We start from the raw sequence: 22,997 nt of genomic DNA, 5'->3' as shown, positions 1-22,997 counted from the left end.
GAAAGAGCCAGGGCCGCGGCCCTGGCTTTTTTATCGGATCATGGGCGCGTTTTCGACCGATTGTCTGTTTTGGGCAATCGGAAACACGCCCGGCAACATCAGAATAACGTTCAGCTTGCATGGCTAACTCCATGATGTTATTTTGCTAATTGACAATTTAGACCCTTGGGGTGCTGCTGTGAAAAAAGACAATACGCGACGGACGGCAATGCCAGGATCATGGCGGACATCCGTTCTGGCCGTGACCTCATGCTTTGCGCTTTCCCTGATGCCGCTGGTGGCGGATGCCGCTGGTCTAGGCAAGGTGACGGTGTTATCGGCGCTCGGCCAGCCCCTACGGGCGGAAATCGAAGTGACGGCGACGCGCGAAGAACTGTCCGGAATGAAGGCGCAACTGGCGTCGCGCGACGCCTTCCGGCAAGCTGGCATCGATCTTTCGGGCAGCATCCAGGGCATCAGTTTTTCGCTCGACAAACGTCCCAACGGGCAGAACGTGATCCGCTTGTCATCGAACGCGCCGGTCAACGATCCTTTCCTCGATATGCTGATCGAATTAACCTGGTCGTCCGGGCGCATGGTGCGTGAATACACGTTCCTGCTCGATCCGCCGGAAATCGCCGCCAAGAGCACCGCGGCGCCGATCGCGGTGACGAGCAAGGCGCAGGCCGCGCCGATACCGGAGCCGGTCCGTCTGCCGCCGCCCGCGGCTGTGTCGGCGTCTGTGCCGAGCGCTGCGGCGCCCGCCGAAACGGCCTTGTCGGTGCCGTCATCGATCGACGAAGCGACGCGCGCCCGTGCGTTGCAGGCCAGTCGGAGCGCGTCGGTTGTCGCTGCCGAGCCGGTCCGTGCAGCGGAAAAAGTCGCCGAACCCGCCCGAGCGCCCGAGAAGGCAAGCGAAGCTTCGGGCGATAGCCGGCAGGTCAAACCGGGCGATACACTGGGCAAGATCGCGCAAGCCACCAAGCCCGAGGGCGTGACGTTGGATCAGATGCTGGTCGGCTTGTTGCGTGCCAACCAAGACGCTTTTGACGGCGGCAACATGAACCGCTTGCGCTCCGGGCGCATCCTGTCGATTCCGGAAAAATCCGACGTTGAAGCGATCGCCCCGGCGGAAGCCAGGAAAGTCGTGATGGCCCAGGCCACTGACTGGAATGCCTATCGTGCCCGCCTGGCAGCGCTTGCAGCCAAGGCGCCGGTGACGGAACGCGATGCGACACAGGCATCGGCAGGAAAGATCACCGCCAAGGTCGAGGAAAAGACCTTGCCGGAGAGCGCGCCGAAGGATCAGGTGAAGGTTTCGAAGTCCGAGACCGGAGCCGCGTCGGGTACGCCTGGAAAACGCAGCGATGAAGACGAAATCGCCAAGAAGAAGGCGATGCGCGAGGCCAACGAACGGGCGGCGGCGCTGGAGAAGAACGTCGCCAACCTGCAAAAGCTGCTTGAAGTGAAGGATCAGACGCTGGCCGACGCACAGAAGCAGGCGGCCAAGCCGGATGCCGGCAAGGCAACGCCCCCGGCACCGGTGAAAGCGGTTGAGCCGCCGAAGGTCGCCGAGCCTGCCAAGTCTGAAACCGCCAAGTCCGAGCCGGTGCCAGCGCCTGCGGTCCCGGCGCCTGTCGTTGCCGCGACGCCCGCGCCGGCGCCAAGCGCTGCGCCGGCGGACGACATGCCGAAGCCGAAAGCGAAACCTGCAGCTGCCGCCGTGCCGCCGCCGGAGCCGAGTTTCCTCGACATGCTGCTTGAGGATCCGATGGTGCCTGCCGGTGGGGCGGGTGTGATCGCGCTGTTGGCAGCTTTCCTGCTCATGCGGCGGCGCGCGGCGAAGAAGTCCGACGCCGCGCCGGCGGCAACGGTCGCTGCGCCGGTGGAAGCCGTGTCGGCAGAAGATGAGGCGCCGGCACGCGTGAGCGCGATAGCGGAGCCCATCGTCGACGCCGCGTCGGAACTCATCGAGGAAGAAGAAGCGCACGAGGTCGATCCAATTGCCGAAGCCGACATCTACCTGGCCTACGGTCGTGACAAGCAAGCCGAAGAAATTCTGCGTGCGGCGCAGGAACGCGATCCCGAGCATCTGCCGATCTCGCTGAAACTGCTCGATATCTATGCCCAGCGCAAGGATGCGGGCGCCTTCGAACGCGAGGCGGTGAAGCTGCGCGACGCGACGAACGGTGTTGGCAGCGACTGGGAAAAGGCCGCTGCCCTCGGGCTGGCGCTGGATCCGTCGAATCCGCTCTACGGTGGCGTGCCCGAGACGTCGGCAGAGACGCCTGCAGCGTCGGAAGTCGTCGAACTGACGCCGTCGATGCCCGAGCCGATCGAAGAGATCGCGCTTGCCGACGCGGCGCCAGCGGAACCGGAACCCGAACCTGTCGAAGCGCCGTCCGAATCGATCGAACTCACGAGCCTGGATTTCGATCTGGGTCCGGCTGAAAAAACGGAGGTGCCGTCTTCGCCTGCGGAGGAAGCGTCCGCGCCCGCCGAAGCGCTGGCGGCAAGTGTCGATGTAGCCCCGCTCGATTTCGACCTGCCGCCGGCGGTTCAGGAAGCGCCGGCTGAGGTCGAGGCCGCGTCGGCTCCGCTTGATTTCTCGCTGCCCGATCTCGATCTCAAGGCCGATACGCCGCCCCCGGCCGTCGAACTGGCGGCTGCGCCTGCGCCGGCCGAGGAAGATGCGGGTCTCGACTTCAACCTCAATTTCGACGCCCTGGCGCCGGCAGCCCCCGCGGAAGCGGCAGCCCCCGCGGAAGCGGCAGCACCGGCGGAGACGGCGGTCGACACGGGGGCAGCTGCGCCCGCGCCGAGTTCGCCGGTCGACGAACCCCTTGCCTTCAACTTCGATCTGTCCGATGCCGATTCTCCGTCCGACGCCACTCCGGCGCCGGTCGTTGCGCCTTTCGACATGAGTTCGATCACGCTTGAACTCGACGAGGAGAAGCCTGTCGCGACGCCGGTGGTCGAGCTGTCGTCCGCGACTGAGTCGCTTGAGGTCGAGCTGCCCGAGCCGACGGCGGATTTGCCGGATCTTGGTCTGTTGGCCGCGGCGCAGCCGGAAATCGAACCGCTTGCGATCGACCGTCAGGAACCCGTCTCGGCGGATCTTCCCGATCTTGGCGCCATCGAGCCGGCCGCTGAGGCGGAACTGCCGGAGATCGATCTGGCGCCGGCGGCGGCGCCGGCCATGTTGGAAGAAGTGCCCGAGCCGGAGAATGAAGAGGCGGCGACCAAGCTCGATCTCGCCAAGGCCTACGAGGAAATGGGCGATCTTGAAGGCGCCCGGGAATTGCTTGGCGAGGTGGTCGAAGAAGGGAATGCCGGACAGCGCGCGAAGGCGCGTGCCCTTCTCGAGAAGATCGGCCCGTAGCGTGTCGATCGGTCTTTCCGCCGGTGTGCCGCGCGCAGCCGGTTCGCATGATCTGCCGCAACCCTTGGGGTTGCGGCTTTTTTTCCGATGATTCAATTCGCATGTCACGCTTTGCCTTGCATCCCGCCACCCGCCTGATCGCCTGGATCGCGCTGCTGATCGCCGTCCAGTTGCTGAGTGGTGTCGTGCTGGGCGCGGCGCTCGTCCTTGCCTGTCTGGCGGGCAGGCGGATCGTGCGGCGGGGAATGAAACTCCTCTGGCGGACGCGTTGGCTGCTCGCCTCGCTCTTCGTCATTCTTGCCTGGGGAACCGCCGGCGACCCGCTCTGGCCGTCCGATCACGCGCCGACCTACGAGGGGCTGGCGCAGGCGTGGATGCATATCGGCCGCTTGCTGCTGGTGCTGATGGCCGTCGCCGCCTTCCTTGAAACGATGTCCTTGCCGGATCTGCTGACAGCGACGCATGCCGCGTTGGCGCCCTTGCGTCGGGTCGGTTTCGATCCCGACCGCGGTGTCGTGCGCCTGATGCTGGCCTTGCGTTACGCCGAGGATCTGCCGCGGCCGCGCGACTGGACCGTGCTGCTCGACGATTCGGTTACCGTCGATTGCGGCAGCGTCGATATCCATTCACAACGGCTCGGTGGGTGGGATGCCGTCGTGCTGGCAGCGATCGTCCTTGCCGGCGGGCTGGCAGTCATCAGCGGAGGGAGTTTCTGACCATGCGTATCGCGCTCGGCGTCGAATACGACGGTACCGCCTTCTGCGGGTGGCAAACGCAACCGGGTGGCGGTTCGGTGCAGGATGCGCTCGAAGCGGCGCTGGCAAAAATCGCCGGGCAGCCGGTCGGGGTCGTTTGTGCCGGACGGACCGATGCCGGCGTGCACGCGACCGGGCAGGTCGTGCATTTCGATGCGCCGGTGGTGCGGCCGCTGACCGCCTGGGTGCGTGGCGTCAATACCTTCCTGCCCGAGGCGGTTTCGTTGCGCTGGGCGCAACCGGTCGCCGACGACTTCCACGCACGCTTTTCGGCCTTCGGCCGCCGCTACCGCTATCTCCTGCTCAATCGGCCGGAGCGGCCTGGCGTCGGCCATGGCAGGGTCGGCTGGGACTACCATCCGCTCGATCTGGAACGCATGCAGCAAGCGGCGGCACAGCTCGTCGGCGAGCATGATTTTTCGGCGTTTCGCGCCGCTGGTTGCCAAGCAAAGACGCCGGTGAAACTGATGCGCGAGGCCTCGGTCTACCGGCTTGGCGAGCTGATCGTTTTCGAGTTCGAGGCCAGCGCCTTCCTGCATCATATGGTGCGCAACCTGGTCGGCAGCCTCGTCTATATCGGTCAGGGGCGCGAGGCGGTGGGCTGGATGTCCGAACTCCTGGCGATGAAGGACCGGCGGGTCGCTGCGCCGACTTTTTCGGCGGCCGGGCTGTATCTCGTCGGCGTGCGCTATGAGGCGCATTGGGGCTTGCCGGAGCCGGCGACGTCGATGCCGATCGAATTGGAAGGAGCGTTGCCGCGATGACAGTCGTATCGGGAAGAACCCGGATCAAGATGTGCGGCCTGACGCGGCCGCAGGATGTGCTGGCGGCCGTCGAGGCCGGTGCCGATGCGATCGGGCTGGTGTTCTATCCGCCGAGTCCGCGTTACGTCGATCTGGCGCAGGCGGCGGCGCTGGCGCGGCTGGTGCCGCCTTTCGTGACGATCGTCGGCTTGTTCGTCAATGCCGATGCGGCAACGTTGCGGGCGACGCTGGCGGCGGTGCCGATCCATTTGCTGCAGTTTCACGGCGATGAGGACGAGGCCTATTGCCGCCAGTTCGACCGGCCCTTCATCAAGGCGGCGCGGATGAAGCCGGGCATGGATTTGCTACAATACGCACAGGCGTTTCCCTCGGCGCAGGCGATTTTGCTCGATGCTTTTGTCGAGGGTTACGGTGGCGGCGGCAAGGTGTTCGACTGGACGCTGATACCCGAGCGGCTTGAGACGCCGGTCATCCTGTCGGGCGGGCTCGATGCTGACAATGTGGGCGATGCCGTCCGGCGCGTGCGCCCGGCGGCGGTGGATGTCTCGTCGGGCATTGAAGTGGCAAAGGGAATCAAGGACGCCGAAAAGATGCAGGCCTTCGTCGCTGCGGTTCGCGGCGCCGAAGTTGAAACGAAGGTGACGCCGGCCGGTTAAACCAAAGGCGTTGCAATTGGGGCTTTACTGGAAGCAGTCGATGCGCAAGACTCCGGGTGGACATACACGTGATTGCTGGCGGCGTTTTTACGCCGACCATGCCTGACGTCGACGGCGCGTTCCGTCGTTCGTCCGCTTTCACACGTTTTGTAGCCAAGGAGTTGCCATGAGTGATATCCCCTATGCATTGCCCGATGCCGCCGGCCATTTTGGTCAGTATGGCGGCATCTTCGTTGCCGAGACGCTGATCCCGGCGCTTGACGAGCTGCGGCTCGCCTATGACGAGGCCCGGTGCGATCCGGCCTTCATCGCCGAATTCGAATACGAACTCAAGCACTATGTCGGCCGTCCGAGTCCGATCTATCATGCCCGTCGCCTGTCCGACGAGCTCGGCGGCGCGCAGATCTACCTGAAACGCGAGGATCTCAACCATACCGGCGCGCACAAGGTGAACAACTGCATTGGCCAGGCCATGCTGGCGCGGCGCATGGGCAAGAAGCGCGTCATCGCCGAAACCGGGGCTGGCCAGCACGGCGTCGCGTCGGCGACGGTGGCTGCCCGCTACGGCATGGAATGCGTGGTTTACATGGGGTCGGAAGACGTCCGCCGTCAGGCCGCCAATGTCTATCGCATGAAGCTGCTCGGCGCCAGCGTGGTGCCGGTCGAGAGCGGCTCGAAGACGCTCAAGGATGCGCTCAACGAAGCGATGCGCGACTGGGTGACGAACATCTCCAGCACTTTCTACATCATCGGCACGGTTGCCGGGCCGCACCCGTATCCGATGATGGTGCGCGACTTCCAGACCGTCATCGGCAAGGAAGCGATCGTGCAGATGCCCGAGCTATGCGGGCGCCAGCCGGACGCGGTGATCGCCTGCGTCGGCGGCGGTTCCAATGCAATGGGCATTTTCCATCCCTACATCGGTTATGACGAAGTGCGCCTCATCGGCGTCGAGGCGGCCGGCGACGGCATCGCCAGCGGACGTCATGCCGCCTCGCTGACCGCCGGTCGTCCCGGTGTGCTGCACGGCAATCGCACCTATCTTCTGCAGGATGCCAACGGGCAGATCATCGAGACGCATTCGGTCTCGGCCGGTCTCGATTATCCCGGCGTCGGTCCCGAACACGCCTGGCTCAAGGACACCGGTCGCGCCGAGTACGCGACGATCGACGATGCCGAAGCGCTGGCGGCCTTCCATCGCCTCTGTCTGACCGAAGGCATCATCCCGGCGCTCGAATCGAGTCATGCGCTCGCGCACGCGATGAAGATCGCGCCGACGATGGGCAAGGACAAGGTCCTGCTCGTCAATCTTTCCGGGCGCGGCGACAAGGATATGCACACCGTCGCCGAAAAATCCGGCATTCAGTTCTGAGGAGGCGTCATGTCCAAGATCCAGGCAACATTCGAGCGTCTCCAGTCGCAGGGCCGCAAGGCGCTGATTCCGTTCATTACCGCCGGCGATCCCGATCCGGCGCTGACCGTGCCGCTGATGCACACGCTGGTCGAAGCCGGCGCCGACATCATCGAGCTCGGCGTGCCCTTCTCCGATCCGATGGCCGACGGGCCGACCATCCAGCGTGCCTCGGAGCGCGCACTGGCCAAGGGCGTCAGCCTGCGCCAGGTCCTCGGTATGGTTGCAAGTTTCCGTGCCGATGACAATGTCACGCCGGTGGTGCTCATGGGTTATGCCAATCCGATCGAAGCGATGGGCTTGGATATCTTCGCCGAGGCGGCGTTCGACGCCGGTGTCGATGGCGTGCTGGTCGTCGACTATCCGCCCGAGGAAGGCGAGGCCTTCGCCCAGGCGATGAATGCCAATGCGCTCGATCCGATCTTTCTGCTGGCGCCGACCTCGACGCCCGAGCGTATTGCCCGCGTCGGCGAACTGGCCAGCGGCTACGTCTATTACGTCTCGCTCAAGGGCGTGACCGGTTCGGCGGCGCTCGACGTCGCTTCGGTCGCGGCGCGCATCCCCGAGTTGCGTGCGGCGACCGGCGTGCCGGTCGGCGTCGGTTTCGGCATCCGCGACGCGGCCACCGCCGGTGCCGTGGCCGCCTGCGCCGACGCGGTGGTGGTGGGGAGTCGTATCATCGAAGAAATCGAACGTTCGACGCCGGATACGGTCTGCACACGGGTGAAGACGCTGGTGGCTGACTTGCGTGCCGGTGTTGACGCTGGGTCGTGCGGCACCCCGCCGGCATAGCCGGTCGCTTGCTGCGGCGCGCGTTGCCATGGCGATGCGCGTCGCCGTCTGCATCGGGGATGCCGCCGGGACGATGGCCTTGCGGCGCGAAGGGGGGGCGATGGGACACGGAAGGGAAAGGCCGGGTTGGCGGTCCCTGGCGCGTTGGCTGACGGTGCTGGGCGTACTGACGGCGGGTTCCGTCGATGCGGCTGACCGCGTCGAACTCGGCGCCTTCGAATATCCGCCGATCTATCAGGATACGTCGGGGCCGGACAAGGGTCTGGCCATCGATCTGGCGCTTGCGGCGTTCCAGGCGGCGAACGTCGAAGTCGATTTGCGCTTCTATCCGGTGGCGCGCATGATCCACTACCTTGAGACCGGTGCCGTGACCTGCGCGATCGGCGGCCAGGTCTTGTATGAGGATCCGGCGGTGGCGGCCAATGTGCGGGTGGGCAGCGTCATCCTCTATGTGCTGCAGACTTTTTTCTACGATCGTCGGCGCTTCTCCGATGGCTTCGCCGATATCAGTCCGGACCGGCTGCGCGGCGTCAGCATCGGCGCGCTCAATTCAAGCGGCATCATGCGCACCTTGCAGCGGATGCCGGGACTCAAGCTGATACCGAATACCTCGCACGAAGGCTCGGCGCGGCAATTGGCGGCCGGTCGCATCGATCTGTGGGCGATCGTTGACCTGACCGGTCAGCATTTCCTGACAACGCTCTTTCCCGAGGAGGTCGGCGCCTATGCGCGGACGGCGCCGTTCAACCGCGGCGATGTGTCGCTGACTTGTTCGCGGACGCGCGATGCCGATGGCTTTTACGCCGGGAAATTTGCCGAGGGGCTGGCCCTGATCAAGAAGAACGGGAGTTTCCGCCGGATCATGGCGAAGTACTACGGCGGGGCGCAACGCATTCCGTCGGAGGCGTTGCCGGCCGATATGCGTTAGCCGGTTTGCACGCCCGATCTGCAATAATGCCGCCTTTGTCTTACGCACCGGGGTCCGACGTGAAACGCTTGAACGATTGGCTGACTCATCTGGAAAGCCTGCACCCGAAGGGGCAGGCCGGCATCGAACTCGGCCTCGAGCGCGTCGCCCGCGTCAAGGCCGAGTTGCGGCAGCGGCAGCACTGCCCGGTGATCGTCGTCGGCGGCACCAACGGCAAGGGCTCGACCTGCGCCACGCTGGAGGCGATCTACCGCGCCGCCGGTGTGCGTACCGCGTGCTACAGCTCGCCGCACCTGCTCGCCTACAACGAACGCGTCCGGGTCGATGGTGTGCCGGTGTCCGACGCCGATCTTGTGCTCGCCTTTGCTCGCGTCGAAGCGGCACGGCAGGCCGCCGGCGGTATCGCGCTGACTTATTTCGAGTTCGGCACGCTGGCCGCCTGGGAAGTCTTTGCCGCGCAGGGCGTCGGCGTCGCGATTCTCGAAGTGGGACTGGGCGGGCGGCTCGATGCGGTCAATGTCTATGACGCGGATTGTGCCGTGGTGACTGGCGTTGCGCTCGATCATACCGACTGGCTGGGGACGACGCGCGAGGCGATCGGTTTCGAAAAAGCCGGCATCTACCGCGCCGGCAGGCCAGCCCTGTGCGCCGATCCGGCACCTCCGGAATCCTTGTGCGCGCATGCGGCCTCGATCGGTGCCGACCTGCGCCTGATCGGACGGGATTTTACGGCGACGGCCGACGGCTCGACCTGGACTTTCGTCAGCGGCGACACCCGTTGGGAAAAACTGCCGCTGCCGGCGCTGCGCGGCGCCTGTCAATTGCGTAACGCCGCCGGTGCGCTGACGGCGGTGACGTGCCTGCAGTCGCGCCTGCCGGTGACGCGCGCGGCGGTCGAAACGGGATTGCGCGCAGTGCGCTTGACGGGACGCTTCGACATCATCGGCGAGCACCCCCGCGTGATCGTGGACGTTGCCCATAACCCGCAGGCGACGGCGGGGCTGGCCGAGAATCTCGATGCGCTGCCTTGTGCCGGGAAAACGCTGGCCGTCGTTGGCATGCTCGCCGACAAGGATATCGCCGGCGCGCTGGCTAATCTCACCGGTCGCGTCGATGTCTGGCTGGTGGCCGGCCTCGATGTGCCGCGAGGTGCGCCGGCCGACGCAGTGCAGCGCGTCGTCGCCGGTCTCGGTGGAAACGTCGAGACTTTCGACTCGCCGACGGCGGCCTTTGCGCGTGCTGTCGGGCTGGCGGGGGAAAATGATAGAATTGCGGCCTTTGGTTCGTTCCATACGGTTGCGGCCGTGCTGCGGGCAGTTGCCGCGCGTGGCGATTCGCCGCTTCCGCCTGGGCGCTCCTGATCTTTCTCGTTCCGTTTGAAACCGATGTCCGACTCTTCCGATGCCGAACTGCTGAAAAAACGGGCGCGCCGCCGACTGGTCGGTGCTGTCGCGTTTGCCGGACTCGCGGCCGTCGTGCTGCCGATGGTGATGGACGACGAACCGAAACAACAGGTGCAGGACGTCCAGATCCGCATTCCTGGCCAGGACCAGGTGGCGTTCGCGCCCAAGTCGGCGCGAGCGAAGGCGGAATCGGCCGTGCCTGCTGCCGCCGAGAAGCCGGCGGAGAAAGTTGCGGCGCTCGACAAAGCGCCGCCTGCGGAAAAGCCGGTAGAGATTCCGCCGGAGAAAGCGCCTGAGAAGGTCAAGCCGGCTGAAAAGCCCGTGGAAAAAGCGCCCGAAAAGGCGCCGGAAAAGCCTGCGGAAAAAGCCCCGGAAAAAACCGCCGACCGCAATAGCGACGACGCGCATCGCGCCGCCGCCATCCTGTCCGGAAAACATGTTGAAGCGAGCGCTTCGTCGCCGGCGCACGGCAACGGCCAGTTCGTCATCCTGATCGGCGCTTTCGCCAACCAGGGCAACGTCAAGGTCCTGCAGAGCAAGCTCGGCGAACTAGGCCTCAAGGTCTTCACCGAGCCGCTCGATTCGCCCGAAGGCAAGAAGACGCGCGTGCGCGTCGGGCCGTTCCCGAACCGCGACGGTGCGGAAAAAGCCCTCGACAAGATGAAGAGAATCGGCGTCAACGGCGTCGTCGCCGCCAAACCATGACCACACTCGATTACGTTGTCATGGCCGTGGTCGGCGCTTCGGTGGCATTGGGTTTATGGCGGGGTGTGGTTGGCGAGATCATTGCGCTGGTTGCCTGGGTATTGGCCTTTTTCGCTGCCAAGAGCTGGGGAAGCGAGGTGGCGCGGGTATTTTTCGACGGCATCGCCGATCCGGCCATGCGCACTGTCGCCGCCTGGGTGGCGGTGTTCGTTGTCGTTCTTATGCTCATGGCTTTGTTGCGGCTGGCCGTGCGCGGCCTGCTCAAGGCCTTGGGGCTCAGTTTGAGCGATCGTCTGCTCGGCGTGGTGTTCGGCGCCGTTCGCGGTCTGGCGATCGTGCTGGTGTTGATGGCCGTCGGCGGCATGACCTCGCTGCCGAAGGAAAAATGGTGGGCCGATGCGTATTTTTCGGCGCCGCTCGAGACGGCGGTGCTCGCCGGCAAGCCCTGGCTGCCGGTGGACGTGGCCAAACGGATTCGTTTCAGGTAGGAAATCTTATGTGCGGTATTCTCGGCGTCATGGCGACTTCGCCCGTCAACCAGCTCCTTTACGACGGGCTGATGGTTCTTCAACATCGCGGGCAGGATGCTGCCGGCATCGCCACGGGCGATGGCGACGCGTTCTACATGCATAAGGGGTCGGGACTCGTCCGCGACGTCTTCCGCACGCGCAACATGCGTGCGCTGCCCGGCAACATGGGGATCGCGCATTGCCGCTATCCGACCGCCGGGTCGTCGTCCGATTCGGCCGAGTCGCAGCCCTTCTACGTGAACTCGCCCTTCGGCCTGGTGCTCGCGCACAACGGCAACCTGACCAACACGCAGCAGTTGCAGGAGGACATGTTCCGCCAGGACTTGCGTCACATCAACACGAGTTCCGATTCGGAAGTGTTGCTCAACGTGCTGGCTCACGAACTGCAGGAATCGGCGAGCGGTTACCGACTCGATCCGGACATGATCTTCAAGGCAGTCTCCGGCGTGCATCGCCGCTGCAAGGGCGCCTATGCGGTTGTCGTGATGATTGCCGGACACGGCCTGCTCGCCTTCCGCGACCCGTTTGGCATTCGGCCGCTGGTGATCGGTTCCAACGAGACGCCGACCGGCCAGGAATACCTGGTCGCTTCCGAGTCGGTTGCGCTCGATACGCTCGGCTTCAAGGTCCTGCGCGACGTCGCGCCGGGCGAAGCGATTTTTGTCGATCTCGATCAACAGATGCATGCGCGTCAGTGCGCCGATCATCCGGTACTGTCCCCCTGCATTTTCGAGTTCGTCTATCTCGCGCGTCCCGACTCGGTCATCGACGGCGTGTCGGTGTACGAGACGCGCCTGCAGATGGGCGAATATCTCGCCGATCTCGTCGCCAAGAAACTGCCGGTCGGCGAAATCGACGTCGTCATCCCGATCCCCGATTCGAGCCGGCCGTCGGCGATGCAACTGGCGCAGAAGCTCGGGCTGCCGTATCGCGAGGGCTTCGTCAAGAACCGCTACATCGGCCGCACCTTCATCATGCCGGGCCAATCGGTGCGCAGGAAGTCGGTGCGCCAGAAGCTCAACACCGTCGCCCAGGAGTTCAAGGGCAAGCGCGTGCTGCTCGTCGACGACTCGATCGTGCGCGGTACGACCAGCGGCGAAATCGTCGAGATGGCGCGTGCTGCCGGTGCGCTCAAGGTCTATTTCGCGTCGGCGGCGCCGCCCGTGCGTTATCCCAACGTCTATGGCATCGACATGCCGACGCGCGGTGAGCTGATCGCCACCGACCGTACCGACGAGGAGATCTGCCGCGAGATCGGTGCCGATGCGCTGGTCTATCAGGAACTCGATACGCTCAAGGCGTCGGTCAGCGATCTCAAACCGACGCTGACGCGCTTCGACACTTCCTGTTTCAACGGCGACTATGTCACCGGCGATATCACGCCGGAATATCTCGACATGATCGAAAGTGCGCGCAACAAGAAGCTGGCGTCCGGCCGGGACGACCAGGGGGCATCGCGGCAGCTCGACATCAACCTGAACGTGACGGGTTAGGGTGCGCCAGCACTAAGCGTCGATTGCGCAAGGCTTGGCGGGACGTCGCGCCATGCGGCGGAGAGGTCGCGTGGCGATTCATGCAAGAAGCCGGCAATTCTGCGTGCCAGCTCCTGGCTCGTCGGATCGCCGCCGCGTCGGTTGTCGGCGGCGTTGCGTGCCTTGCTTTCCCGCCAGGGCTGGGCGCTAGGCTATCCGGCGCTTAATTCTTAACGCCCCCATGCCTTGGGATAGCGCTGCAATTCCCGAGCCTCTCGCTTCCTCCTTCCATCGATTATTGCCCCGGGGCTTTTTCAGTCCGGAGCGATGAGTACTACTGACGGTACAACGCCCCATGGCGAGGGCCTTGCCCCCTCCTGCCGCTTGTCATCCGTCCGTTACGGTGCCGGTTGGCAGCCGGTGGGCCCGGCTGGTCAGGCGATTGGGGCGTTTTTCGTTGCTGTTTCCATTTTATGACGACTGCGTCGGTCGGTCTGTCAATGCTCATCTGTTGCATGTTTGTCTACGAACTTGGCGTTGTCAGAAATTGTCGTTGACAAACATTGTCGCGCTCAATTATGTTTGTAAACGAACATTTTTTGGTGCGCATGCGCTCGCGAATGGGTGCGCTGCGCCAAACGACAAGCAGCGTGACGCGTGGATTGGGAAGGTTGGCGATGAAGCTCAGACTGAGCAATATCCGGAAACTCGGGCAGGGCGATTTCGACGTCCTGGTGATCGGGGGCGGGATTAACGGTGCCGTCTCGGCGGCGGCGCTGTCCGGCAAGGGCGCCAAGGTGGCCTTGATCGACCAGCGCGATTTCGCCGGGTTTACCAGTCAGCAGTCGAGCAATTTGGCTTGGGGTGGGATCAAGTATCTCGAGAGCCGTGACTTTGGTCTCGTGCGTGGCCTGTGCAAGAGTCGCAACCATCTGATCGAGAATTTTCCCTCGCGGATCCAGGAAATCCGCTTCTTCACGACCATTGAAAAGGGCTTCCGCTTTCCGCCTTGGTTCATCTGGGCCGGCACCTGGGTCTATTGGCTGTTCGGCAATTGTTTCACGCAGGTCCCGCGTCTGTTGAACCGGCGCTCGACCGAGCAGGAAGAGCCGGTGGTCAGCACCGCCAACTATTACGGCGGCTTCGAATACTCGGACGCCTATCTGCACGATAACGATTCCCGTTTCGTCTTCCAGTTCATCCGCGCTGCCATGGATCGGGGCTGCATCGCCGCCAACTATGTGGCGTCCGAGGGGGCACGCCGCGAGAACGGGCGCTGGATCACGCGCGTCCGCGACGTGATTTCGGGTGAATCGTTCGAGATCCGCGCCAAGGTGCTGATCAATGCCGCCGGTCCTTTCGTCGACGACCACAACGCACTGACCGGCGAGAAAACCGAGCATCAACACGTGTTTTCCAAGGGGATTCACCTGATCGTGCCGCAGGTGACGCCGAACCGCCGGATCCTGACCTTCTTCGCCGACGACGGACGTCTGTTCTTCGTCATCCCGATGGGGGTGCGGACCTGTGTCGGCACCACCGACACGCGGGTCGATTCGCCCTACAGCGAGGTGACCGAGGAAGATCGCCAGTTTGTGCTCGACAACATCAACAAGCGCCTGAACCTGGCGAAGCCGCTGACCACCGCCGACATCATCGCCGAGCGTTGCGGCGTCCGCCCCCTCGTCGTCAAACGCTCGGGCAACGGCAACGGCGAGCGCGACTGGTTGCTGATGTCGCGCAAGCACGAAATCGATGCGAATCAAGAGACTGCGCATATTAGCGTTTTCGGCGGCAAACTGACCGATTGCGTTAACGTCGGCAACGAGATCTCCACGCTGGTCGCTGGCATGGGCGTGTCGATGCGTTATCCGGACTACAAGTGGTACGGCGAGCCGCACACCTCGGTGCGCGAGGAGTACTTCCACCAGGCGCGGCTGATGAACCTCGACAGCTATACCTCGCCGAACTCAATCGAAGCACTGAGCACGCGCTTGTGGCGGCGCTACGACCAGCAGGCGCTCGAACTGCTGGCGCTGATCCGCGAGGACCCGCGCGAGGCCGAGGTGCTGATTCAGGGGACCGACTACATCCGCTGCGAAATCGAATTGATCCGTCATCAGGAAATGGTCACCAAGCTCGAGGATTTCCTGCGCCGGCGCTCGAAGATCGCGCTCGTCATGCGACACGAGGATATCCGCAATGCCGAGGGATTGATGGCGGCCTGCGAAATCCTGTTCGGGGACGAGGCGCGCGAGAAATACGAGGAATATTTCGCCTCGGATGCAGGGCACGGCGGGATGGGGACACAGGCATAGTTGCGTCATTTCGGATACGCGCCTCGGTCAATGAGCGAAAGCGAAAAAAATGCTGGGCGATTTTCATTATTCGCCAAAGACCGAGAGTATGATTGACGCGCTTTAATGTGCGTTGCGCGAAGGCAGGAGTGGGGTTTGTGACAGGTTCGCCGCCGGACTCGCCGGCGACGGGCATTCGGGTGTGGCAACGCGGAAAATCTATTAATGACGGAGGGTTTATGAAACGCAGGATTCTTCTTCTTTCCCTGTTGGCATTGCTGGGCGGCTCCTTGGCCCCCGCGTTCGCTGCCGACAAGATCATCGTCAAAATCGCCGGCATGAAGCCGGATGGCGAGCCGGAAACCGTTGGCATGAAGCTGTTCGCCAAATACGTCATGGAAGGAACCAAGGGCAAGTACGACGTCCGCGTGTTCCCGAACAGCCAACTCGGTAAGGAGGATGCCTACATCGCGCAGACGCGCAAGGGCATCATCCAGATGTGCGCCACCGGCACGCAGACCGGCTCGATTTTCCCTGCCATGGCCATGCTGGAAACGCCGATGCTGTATGACAGTCTCGATCATGCCCACAAGGCGATGAACGGCGAGACCTTCAAGCTGATCAGTAAAGGCTTCGCCGAAAAATCGGGCCTGACGATGATGAACGCTTTCCCGCTCGGTTTCCGTCATTTCTATACCAAGAAACCGGTGAATAACGTGAATGACCTCAAGGGCCTGCGCATGCGCGTGCCTAACATTCCGCTGTATGTCGAGTTCGCCAAGCAGCTCGGCCAGAGCGGCCAGCCGATGCCGTTCGCCGAAGTGCCGGCGGCGCTCGACCAGGGCACGATCGACGGTGGCGACAGCCCCTTCTCCGATATCGTCGCGCTGAAGATGTACGAGATCGCGCCGAACATCACGCTGTCGGGTCACATCCTGGTGATCCACTCGCTCTATATCAATAACGACTTCTACAACAAGCTGCCGCCGGAAGACCGCAAGGTGTTCGATGACGCCGCCAAGCGTTCGGCCGAGGATATCTGGAAGATGGCGGCTGACAACGAGAAGAAGGCGATCGACGAGATCAACAAGGGCGGTGGCAAGATCACCAACCCGTCGCCGGAATTCAAGGCTGCGCTGAAGAAGGCGGGCGAAGGTACGTGGAAACTGTTCTACGACACCGTGCCCAATGCCAAGGAAATTCTCGAAAGCGTCAAACAGTACAAGTGATCGTCAATACCTGCGCACGGGGCGTTCGACGAACGGCCCCGTGCCGCGGGACGAGACGACAATTTGGGGGGGCGCAGCGTGTTGGCCGCAGGAGGCGGTCGGCGTGGCGCAAATAATCGAGCGGTCGCCGCCAGCGGCCAAATGGGGTCAATTGTTTGAGAAGGGGACGGCAAGATGAGCGAGCTCATGCCGGAGAAACCACAGGAAAACGAAAGCAAGGCGGAAATCGCCTTCCAGGTGTTCTGTGCGGTGATTTTTCTGTCGATGATCGGCCTGGTGTTCTGGAACGCCATGCTGCGCTATATATTCAAGGCGAGTTTTGCGCCGAGCGAGGAATGGGCGCGCATCCTGTTCATTTACATCACCTTCTTCGGTTCGATCGAGGGTTTCTATCGCGGCCGTCATATCGCCGTCGATATGGTGACGAGCTTGCTGACGGGCATCACGAAGAAAGCGGTGGATGTCGTCGCTCAGTTGTTCGCGCTGGCGGCGCTGGTGCTGTTGTTCCTCGGCGGTATTTCACTGGTCGAGCAGACGATCGATACGGCGACGGTGGCGACCGGGCTCAACATGGCCTTTGTCAATGGCACGTTGCCAGCCATGGCCCTGGCGGTCATCATCATTCGCGGGCGTGAGTTGCTGAACACGCTGAAGAAGCCCGCGTGTGAATTCGTTCGCATTCCGAAGGAGTTCTGATCATGGAATTACTCGTATTCCTCGGAAGCCTCTTTTTCTTCCTCTTCCTCAATATTCCGATTGCGTTGGTGATGGTGCTGTCGGCGATCGTCCTGATGGTCTACTCGGGCGACGGCGACTTCATGATCATTCCGCAGGCGATGGTCGATGGTGTCAACAACTACCCGCTAATGGCCATCCCGTTCTTCGTCTTCGCCGGTGAGATCATGGCGCGCGGCGGTCTGTCGAAGCGCGTCATCCTGCTCGCGCAACTGATGATCGGTCGCGTCAAGGGCGGCCTCGGTTACGCGACGATCATTGCGGCGGTCATCTTCGCCGGCCTGATGGGCAGTTCGGTCGGCGAAGCGGCAGCGCTGATGGGCATCCTCTACCCGATGATGAAGGATGCGGGGTATGACAAGGGGCGTGCCGGCGGCATCATTTCCGCCGGGGCGATCCTCGGTCCGATCATCCCGCCGTCGGCGAACTTCATCCTGCTCGGCGCGACGATGGAGCTGTCGATCACCAAGCTCTTCATGATCGGTCTGGTACCGGGCCTGATCATCGGTTTCTTCCTTTTGCTCATGTGGTTCTTCATCGTGCGGATCGACGGCTACACCGAGACGATCGTCTTCACGCGCGAACAAGCGATCAACATCCTCAAGGAAGCGACGCCGGCCTTCATGCTGCCGGTCTTGCTGCTCGGTGGTATCCGCGGCGGCGTGTTTACGCCGACCGAGGGTGGTGCCTTCGCTGCGGTTTATGCGATCGCTGTAACGACGATGTACTACCGCGAACTGTCGCTGCGCGACCTGCTGCGCGTCAGCGCGACGGCCGCACGCAGCACGGCGGTGGTCATGCTGATCGTCGGTGCGGCCACGGCGGTCGGCTGGTTCATCACCGCGGCGCAGATCCCCGACCAGATGAAGGCCTTCTTCGAGCCGCTGGTGCCGACGCCGACGCTGCTCCTGATCGCGATCATGATCTTCCTGTTCGCCGCCGGCTGCGTCATGGACCTGACGCCGAACATCCTGCTGTTCGCGCCGGTGTTCTATCCGCTCACCAATGCCGCGGGTATCGATCCGTACTTCTTCGGCCTGCTCTTCGTGCTTAACGTCGGTATCGGCGTCATCACGCCGCCGGTCGGCACGGTGCTGTTCGTCGTCTGCGGTTCGGCCGGGATTTCGATGGGGCATCTGGTGCGCAAGCTGGCGCCCTTCCTGCTGATGGAAATCGCAGTGCTGTTCCTGCTGCTGCTCTTCCCGAAGCTCTCGCTCGTGCCGCTCAAGTGGTTGATGTAAGTGGATCTCGACCGCAAAACATGCGTCGTCTTTGACCTGGATGGGACCGTCTACCTCGGTGACGTTCCCATCCTGGGCACCATCGACTACATCCGGCGCAATTGGGGGAAGAAGGAGATCTTCTTCCTTACCAACAACACCTCGAAGAATCTTTCCGATTACACGAAGAAGCTCGCCAGCGTCGGTCTTGCCGAGGTGCCGGTCGAGCGCATCCTGTCGCCGCTGCTGCCGCTCGCCGATTACCTGATCGAGCACGGGCTGACCCGGATTTATCCCGTTGGCAACACGAGCTTCCAGGCCTATCTGCGCCAGCGCGTGCCGGGACTCGTCTTCACCGCCGATGCCAGCTGTCAGGCCGTTGTCCTTGGCTATGACACCGAACTGACCTACGAAAAACTCGCGACTTCGTGCCTCCTGCTGCAACGGCCCGACGTGCGCTTCCTGTCCACGCACCCCGACCTCGTCTGTCCGTCGGCGCAGGGACCGCTGCCCGATACCGGCAGCTTCGTCAAACTCTACGAGGCGGCGACCGGCCGCCTGCCCGAACTTGTCTTCGGCAAGCCCAATACCATCGTCCTGTCGCCGTTGCTCAAGCGCTTCCGGCAGGAAGACATGGTCATGGTCGGCGACCGGCTGATGACCGACAAGGTGCTGGCCGAGAATGCCGGCATCGATTTCATTCTGGTGCTCTCGGGCGAAGCGAAGCGCGAGGATCTGCCGGGCCTGGAAAGGCAGCCGACGCTGGTCGTCGACCACCTGGGCAATCTTTAGAGGTCGGTCGTCCATGGTTGAATCGGGCACCTATGAGCTGACGATGATCCTCGGCGCTGCGACGCTGATGCTCTGGGGCGTGCGCATGGCGCGTACCGGCGTCATGCGCGCCTACGGTGCCGAAATCCGCGAGATCCTGCCGCGCACGCTGAAGAACCGGCTCGTCGCCCTGCTGGCCGGCGCCGGGTCGGCGACGATCTTGCAGAGTTCGATCGCCGTCGCCGTGTTTTCCTCGACCCTGGCCGCGCTTGGCGTCATCCCGGTCGCCGACGGGCTGGTGCTGATGCTCGGTGCCGATGCCGGCAGTGCCGTCGTCGCCGCGCTCCTGACCCTGAATCTCAAGGCGATGTGGCCTGTGCTGATGTTCGTCGGCTACCTGCTGCATTCGATCTATGCCGAAAGCGATTCGCCGGCCAAGCAGTACGGCCGCATCCTGCTCGGCATCGCCATGGTGCTGATCGCCCTGACCTTCATGAGTCAGGTGTCATCGGCGCTGGCCAACAGCGAGTTGGTGCGCATCGTCGTTTCCTCGCTTGGCGACGAGTTGCTGATCGCGCTGCTGCTGTTCGCGCTGCTGACCTGGCTGGCGCATTCGTCGATCGCCATCCTGCTGTTCTGGGCCTCGCTGGTACAGGCGGGGATCACCGACAATGCGGCGCTGATCGTCGCGGCGATCCTCGGTATCAACGTCGGCAACGCCATCCCGCCGATCGTCATGAGCATGAACCAGGCGGCGCCGTCACGGCGGATCGTCGTCGGCCATGCCATCATCAAGCTCGCCGGCGTTTTCGCCTGCTTCGTCGCGCTGCACCTGATCGACCGGCTCTACGCCGTATTGCCGGGACTTGCCGGCTTCCGCGTGGTGGTGCTGCACATCCTCTTCAACCTGATGCTGATCGCCGTTTTCTCGTGGCGCGTCGATGCGCTGGCGCGCTTCATGGAGCGATTTTTCATCACTGCCGACAAGCCGGTCAGCACGATCGGGCCCCGGTACATCCCGAACGCCGGCGAGGACTGCGGCGATGTGGCAGCCTTCCCGGTGCTGGCTTTGACGCGCGAGATCCTGCGCATCCTCGGCACGATCCAGAACATGCTCGAAGCGGCGCTCGACATGCTGATCGCCGGCAAGCACGAGCGCGCCGAGGACATCCTGCGCATGGAGGAGAAGGTCAACACGCTGTTCAAGGCGGTGCGCGCCTATGCTGTCGCGTTGACGCGCAAGGGGCTCGACGAAACCGAGCAGCGCCGCGTCACCGCGCTCTTGCGCTACACGGCCAACCTGGAAAATGCCGGCGATGTCATTTGCAAGACGATGCTGCGCATTCCCGAGTCGATGAAAAAATCGGGCAAGCAGTTTTCCGACGAGGGCAAGACGGAACTTGAGCGCCTGTTCCGCTTTCTCATTGGAACGACACAACTTTCGGCCGAGGTGATCATGGCCTGGCATCCGGATACGGCGAACCTGCTGGTGCAGCGCAAGCGCGACATGAAAGGCATGTGCCATGACAGTTCGCGGCGTCATATCGGCCGCCTGAGCCAGGGCCATTCCGATGCGATGAGCAGCAGTTCGGCGCATCTCGACCTGATTTCGGACCTGCGCTGGATCAGCACGCAGATTTCGAGCATTGGCTATGATGTATTGCCCGAGAGCGATTCGCCCGGGCGTACCGAGGAAGAAAAACTGGCAACAAATCCAGAATAATCACGACTTCCAGGGGAGCGTCATGCGCGAATTTTCCGGAACATGGATGCGTCATTCGGGCGACTTCTGGGGCGGCTTCGCGGCGATGCTGGTTGCATTGCCGGCGTCGGTCGCCTTCGGTGTCACCGTCTATGCGGCGATCAATCCGCACTATGCCGCTTTCGGGGCGCTCGCCGGCATCCTCGGCGCGACCGCGCTCGGCCTGCTGGCGCCGGTTTTCGGCGGCACCGACCGGCTGATCTCGGCGCCCTGCGCGCCGGCGGCGGCAGTGCTTTCCGCGTTCGCCATCCAACTCGTTGGTCAGGGCACGACACCGGTCACCATCGTCTTGCTGATGACCGTACTCGGCATTCTCACCGGGCTCATCCAGATGCTGATCGGCTTCGTCGGCATCGGCGGGCTGATCAAGTACATCCCGTATCCGGTCGTCAGCGGCTACCTGAGCGGCGTCGGCCTGATCATCATCGGCAGTCAGTTGCCGAAATTCGCCGGCGCGCCCGAAGGCACCTTGTGGTACCAGGCGCTGATCAAGCCGGAATTGTGGGACCTGCGCGGACTCGCGATCGGTGGTGTGACGGCCGCCGCGATGCTGCTCTCGCGGCGTTTCGTCAAGACGGTGCCCGGCACGATCATCGGCATCGTCGCCGGGGCGGTCACCTATGGCAGCCTCGCCGCGCTCGATCCGTCGATGCGCGTGCTCGAGGGCAATGAACTCGTCGTCGGTGAACTCGGTGCCAACGGCGCCGGCTACATCGATCTCATCACCAACCGCTGGAATGACATCGGCGAGATGCGCCTGTCGCAGGTAGGCGGACTGATCGGCAGCGCCATCACGCTGGCGGCGCTGCTCTCGATCGACACGCTCAAGACCTGCGTCATCCTCGACCAGATGACGCGGACGCGCCATGAACCGAACCGCGAACTGGCGGCGCAGGGCTTCGCCAACGCGGTGGCCTCGACGATCGGCGGCATGCCGGGCGCCGGCACCATGGGCGCGACCCTCGTCAACCTCTCCAGCGGGGCGCAAACGCGGATGTCCGGCATCGTCGAGGGCGTCACCGTGGCGGTCGTCGGCCTCGTGCTCGGCGCCTTCGTCGCCTGGATTCCGATCGCCGCACTGGCCGGCGTGCTGCTCGTCGTCGGCATGCGCATGATCGATACCGATCCCTTGCGCTTCCTCGAATCGCGTTCGACCGTACTCGACTTCTCGGTGGTGCTGGCGGTCGTCGCCTCGGCCTTGTTCATCGGCCTGATCGCCGCGTCGGCGGTCGGCGTCGTGCTGTCGATCATCCTCTTCCTGCGCGAACAGGTCGGCGGCAACGTCGTCCGTCGCAAGAGCGTCGTCGGCCAGCGCTCCTCGACCTGGTACCGCCCCGACGCCGAGATGCAGCGCCTCGAACAGTTCGGCGATACCGCCGTCATCTTCGAGCTGCAGGGCAGCCTGTTCTTCGGCACGACGCACCAGCTCTATCTGCGCCTGGAGCCGGAGCTGTCGACGACGCATTACCTGATCCTCGACCTGCAGCGCGTGCAATCGGTCGATCTGACCGCGGCGCACATGCTGAGTCTGGTGCGCGACATCCTGTCCGAACGCAAAGTGCCGCTGATCCTGTCGAGCGTGCGCGAGATGTTGCCGAACGGCCGCAATCTGCGCGAATTCCTCGAACTTGCCGGACTGGTACCGGATGGCGAGAAAGTGCTGTTCATGCCCTCGCTCGAAGCGGCGATCGAGTGGGTCGAGGAGCGCATCCTCGGCGACGTCGGCAAGGCCGACGCGACGCTGCCGCCCCTGGAACTTCACGAGATCGGCCTGTTCAAGGGCAGCAAGCCGGATACCTTGATCGATCTCGCGACCTGTCTCGAAGCGCGCTCGTGCAAGACCGGCGACGTCGTCTATGACGTCGGCGATATGGATTGCAATCTCTATCTGGTGCGCAGCGGCGAGGTCAGGATCATGGGGCGTGTCGGCACCGACGTGCAGTTGCATCACATCGCCACCTACGGGCGCGGCGAGTTCTTCGGCGGCCTCGCCTTCCTCGATCACCGGCCGCGCGGCAATAGCGCCGTCGTCTCCGCCGATGCCGAACTCTATGTGCTCAGCATGGAGAAGTTCGACGTCCTCGCCGAGGAGCACAAACGCATCGCGCTCCTGCTCATCTCCCAGCTGGCGCGCACACTGGCCTTACGCCTGCGTCATTCAGACCAGGAGCTGACGCTGCTGCGCGAGAACTGAGCGGTCCCGTCC

The 22,997-nt window shown here is 63.5% G+C and carries 18 protein-coding genes; all 18 read left to right on the top strand.

The genetic code is table 11. The features are described 5' to 3' along the window. The first annotated feature begins 241 nt into the window (after positions 1-241). The 18 genes from BLR25_RS10280 to BLR25_RS10195 all read left to right on the top strand — a co-directional run bounded on the left by BLR25_RS10280 (position 242) and on the right by BLR25_RS10195 (position 22,985). Complete coding sequence (locus BLR25_RS10280; protein WP_176785833.1) at positions 242-3,361, top strand: motility hub landmark protein FimV; 3,120 nt, start codon at positions 242-244, stop codon at positions 3,359-3,361. A gap of 101 nt (positions 3,362-3,462) precedes the next feature. Then, positions 3,463-4,077 carry a CbiQ family ECF transporter T component gene (locus BLR25_RS10275; RefSeq protein WP_176785832.1) on the top strand — a complete coding sequence of 205 codons (615 nt, stop codon included), beginning with the start codon at positions 3,463-3,465 and terminating at the stop codon, positions 4,075-4,077. A gap of 2 nt (positions 4,078-4,079) precedes the next feature. Then, the gene (truA, locus tag BLR25_RS10270) at positions 4,080-4,880 is read left to right on the top strand and encodes a tRNA pseudouridine(38-40) synthase TruA (protein WP_091937250.1); all 801 of its coding nucleotides are present in this window, start codon (positions 4,080-4,082) and stop codon (positions 4,878-4,880) included. Beyond that, a complete protein-coding gene (locus BLR25_RS10265; protein WP_091937248.1) occupies positions 4,877-5,536 on the top strand; it encodes a phosphoribosylanthranilate isomerase in 660 nt (219 codons plus the stop codon). Before truA ends, BLR25_RS10265 begins: the two co-directional genes overlap by 4 nt. 166 nt (positions 5,537-5,702) lie before the next feature. Beyond that, positions 5,703-6,908 carry a tryptophan synthase subunit beta gene (gene trpB, locus BLR25_RS10260; RefSeq protein ID WP_091937246.1) on the top strand — a complete coding sequence of 402 codons (1,206 nt, stop codon included), beginning with the start codon at positions 5,703-5,705 and terminating at the stop codon, positions 6,906-6,908. Positions 6,909-6,917: 9 nt separating this feature from the next. Further along, the gene (trpA, locus tag BLR25_RS10255) at positions 6,918-7,739 is read left to right on the top strand and encodes a tryptophan synthase subunit alpha (protein WP_091937244.1); all 822 of its coding nucleotides are present in this window, start codon (positions 6,918-6,920) and stop codon (positions 7,737-7,739) included. A 28-nt stretch (positions 7,740-7,767) separates the two neighbouring features. Beyond that, on the top strand, positions 7,768-8,667 hold the full coding sequence (locus tag BLR25_RS10250; protein WP_091937242.1) for a substrate-binding periplasmic protein: 900 nt from the start codon (positions 7,768-7,770) through the stop codon (positions 8,665-8,667). Between the two features lie 59 nt (positions 8,668-8,726). Then, positions 8,727-10,028 carry a bifunctional tetrahydrofolate synthase/dihydrofolate synthase gene (folC, locus tag BLR25_RS10245; RefSeq protein ID WP_245715524.1) on the top strand — a complete coding sequence of 434 codons (1,302 nt, stop codon included), beginning with the start codon at positions 8,727-8,729 and terminating at the stop codon, positions 10,026-10,028. A gap of 24 nt (positions 10,029-10,052) precedes the next feature. Beyond that, the gene (locus tag BLR25_RS10240; protein ID WP_091937238.1) at positions 10,053-10,775 is read left to right on the top strand and encodes an SPOR domain-containing protein; all 723 of its coding nucleotides are present in this window, start codon (positions 10,053-10,055) and stop codon (positions 10,773-10,775) included. After that, positions 10,772-11,263 carry a CvpA family protein gene (locus BLR25_RS10235; protein ID WP_091937236.1) on the top strand — a complete coding sequence of 164 codons (492 nt, stop codon included), beginning with the start codon at positions 10,772-10,774 and terminating at the stop codon, positions 11,261-11,263. Before BLR25_RS10240 ends, BLR25_RS10235 begins: the two co-directional genes overlap by 4 nt. Before the next feature lie 8 nt (positions 11,264-11,271). Next, the gene (gene purF / locus BLR25_RS10230) at positions 11,272-12,798 is read left to right on the top strand and encodes an amidophosphoribosyltransferase (protein WP_091937234.1); all 1,527 of its coding nucleotides are present in this window, start codon (positions 11,272-11,274) and stop codon (positions 12,796-12,798) included. A gap of 656 nt (positions 12,799-13,454) precedes the next feature. Continuing rightward, the gene (locus tag BLR25_RS10225; RefSeq protein WP_091937232.1) at positions 13,455-15,095 is read left to right on the top strand and encodes a glycerol-3-phosphate dehydrogenase/oxidase; all 1,641 of its coding nucleotides are present in this window, start codon (positions 13,455-13,457) and stop codon (positions 15,093-15,095) included. A gap of 218 nt (positions 15,096-15,313) precedes the next feature. After that, positions 15,314-16,303: a TRAP transporter substrate-binding protein gene (locus BLR25_RS10220; protein ID WP_091937230.1), complete on the top strand. Its 990-nt coding sequence runs from the start codon at positions 15,314-15,316 to the stop codon at positions 16,301-16,303. Positions 16,304-16,477: 174 nt separating this feature from the next. After that, positions 16,478-16,999 carry a TRAP transporter small permease gene (locus tag BLR25_RS10215; RefSeq protein WP_091937228.1) on the top strand — a complete coding sequence of 174 codons (522 nt, stop codon included), beginning with the start codon at positions 16,478-16,480 and terminating at the stop codon, positions 16,997-16,999. Positions 17,000-17,001: 2 nt separating this feature from the next. Beyond that, complete coding sequence (locus BLR25_RS10210; RefSeq protein WP_091937227.1) at positions 17,002-18,279, top strand: TRAP transporter large permease; 1,278 nt, start codon at positions 17,002-17,004, stop codon at positions 18,277-18,279. Continuing rightward, on the top strand, positions 18,280-19,050 hold the full coding sequence (locus BLR25_RS10205) for an HAD-IIA family hydrolase (protein ID WP_091937225.1): 771 nt from the start codon (positions 18,280-18,282) through the stop codon (positions 19,048-19,050). A 13-nt stretch (positions 19,051-19,063) separates the two neighbouring features. Then, the gene (locus tag BLR25_RS10200) at positions 19,064-20,752 is read left to right on the top strand and encodes a Na/Pi cotransporter family protein (protein ID WP_176785831.1); all 1,689 of its coding nucleotides are present in this window, start codon (positions 19,064-19,066) and stop codon (positions 20,750-20,752) included. Positions 20,753-20,774: 22 nt separating this feature from the next. Next, positions 20,775-22,985 (top strand): SulP family inorganic anion transporter, encoded by a 2,211-nt coding sequence (locus BLR25_RS10195; protein ID WP_245715523.1) that lies wholly within the window; start codon positions 20,775-20,777, stop codon positions 22,983-22,985. Positions 22,986-22,997 lie beyond the last annotated feature (12 nt).

Origin of the sequence: Propionivibrio dicarboxylicus (assembly GCF_900099695.1) — a bacterium.
GTDB lineage: Bacteria > Pseudomonadota > Gammaproteobacteria > Burkholderiales > Rhodocyclaceae > Propionivibrio > Propionivibrio dicarboxylicus.
The sequence above is the reverse complement of the archived record's forward strand: the minus strand, read 5'-3'. Positions and strand labels throughout refer to the sequence as shown.

Bases quoted from the DNA above. Each gene is read 5' to 3' on its own strand.
- BLR25_RS10275 (WP_176785832.1), top strand. From the start codon at position 3,463: ATGTCACGCTTTGCCTTGCATCCCGCCACCCGCCTGATCGCCTGGATC.
- truA (WP_091937250.1), top strand. From the start codon at position 4,080: ATGCGTATCGCGCTCGGCGTCGAATACGACGGTACCGCCTTCTGCGGG.
- BLR25_RS10265 (WP_091937248.1), top strand. From the start codon at position 4,877: ATGACAGTCGTATCGGGAAGAACCCGGATCAAGATGTGCGGCCTGACG.
- trpB (WP_091937246.1), top strand. From the start codon at position 5,703: ATGAGTGATATCCCCTATGCATTGCCCGATGCCGCCGGCCATTTTGGT.
- trpA (WP_091937244.1), top strand. From the start codon at position 6,918: ATGTCCAAGATCCAGGCAACATTCGAGCGTCTCCAGTCGCAGGGCCGC.
- BLR25_RS10250 (WP_091937242.1), top strand. From the start codon at position 7,768: ATGGCGATGCGCGTCGCCGTCTGCATCGGGGATGCCGCCGGGACGATG.
- BLR25_RS10240 (WP_091937238.1), top strand. From the start codon at position 10,053: ATGTCCGACTCTTCCGATGCCGAACTGCTGAAAAAACGGGCGCGCCGC.
- BLR25_RS10235 (WP_091937236.1), top strand. From the start codon at position 10,772: ATGACCACACTCGATTACGTTGTCATGGCCGTGGTCGGCGCTTCGGTG.
- purF (WP_091937234.1), top strand. From the start codon at position 11,272: ATGTGCGGTATTCTCGGCGTCATGGCGACTTCGCCCGTCAACCAGCTC.
- BLR25_RS10225 (WP_091937232.1), top strand. From the start codon at position 13,455: ATGAAGCTCAGACTGAGCAATATCCGGAAACTCGGGCAGGGCGATTTC.
- BLR25_RS10220 (WP_091937230.1), top strand. From the start codon at position 15,314: ATGAAACGCAGGATTCTTCTTCTTTCCCTGTTGGCATTGCTGGGCGGC.
- BLR25_RS10215 (WP_091937228.1), top strand. From the start codon at position 16,478: ATGAGCGAGCTCATGCCGGAGAAACCACAGGAAAACGAAAGCAAGGCG.
- BLR25_RS10210 (WP_091937227.1), top strand. From the start codon at position 17,002: ATGGAATTACTCGTATTCCTCGGAAGCCTCTTTTTCTTCCTCTTCCTC.
- BLR25_RS10200 (WP_176785831.1), top strand. From the start codon at position 19,064: ATGGTTGAATCGGGCACCTATGAGCTGACGATGATCCTCGGCGCTGCG.
- BLR25_RS10195 (WP_245715523.1), top strand. From the start codon at position 20,775: ATGCGCGAATTTTCCGGAACATGGATGCGTCATTCGGGCGACTTCTGG.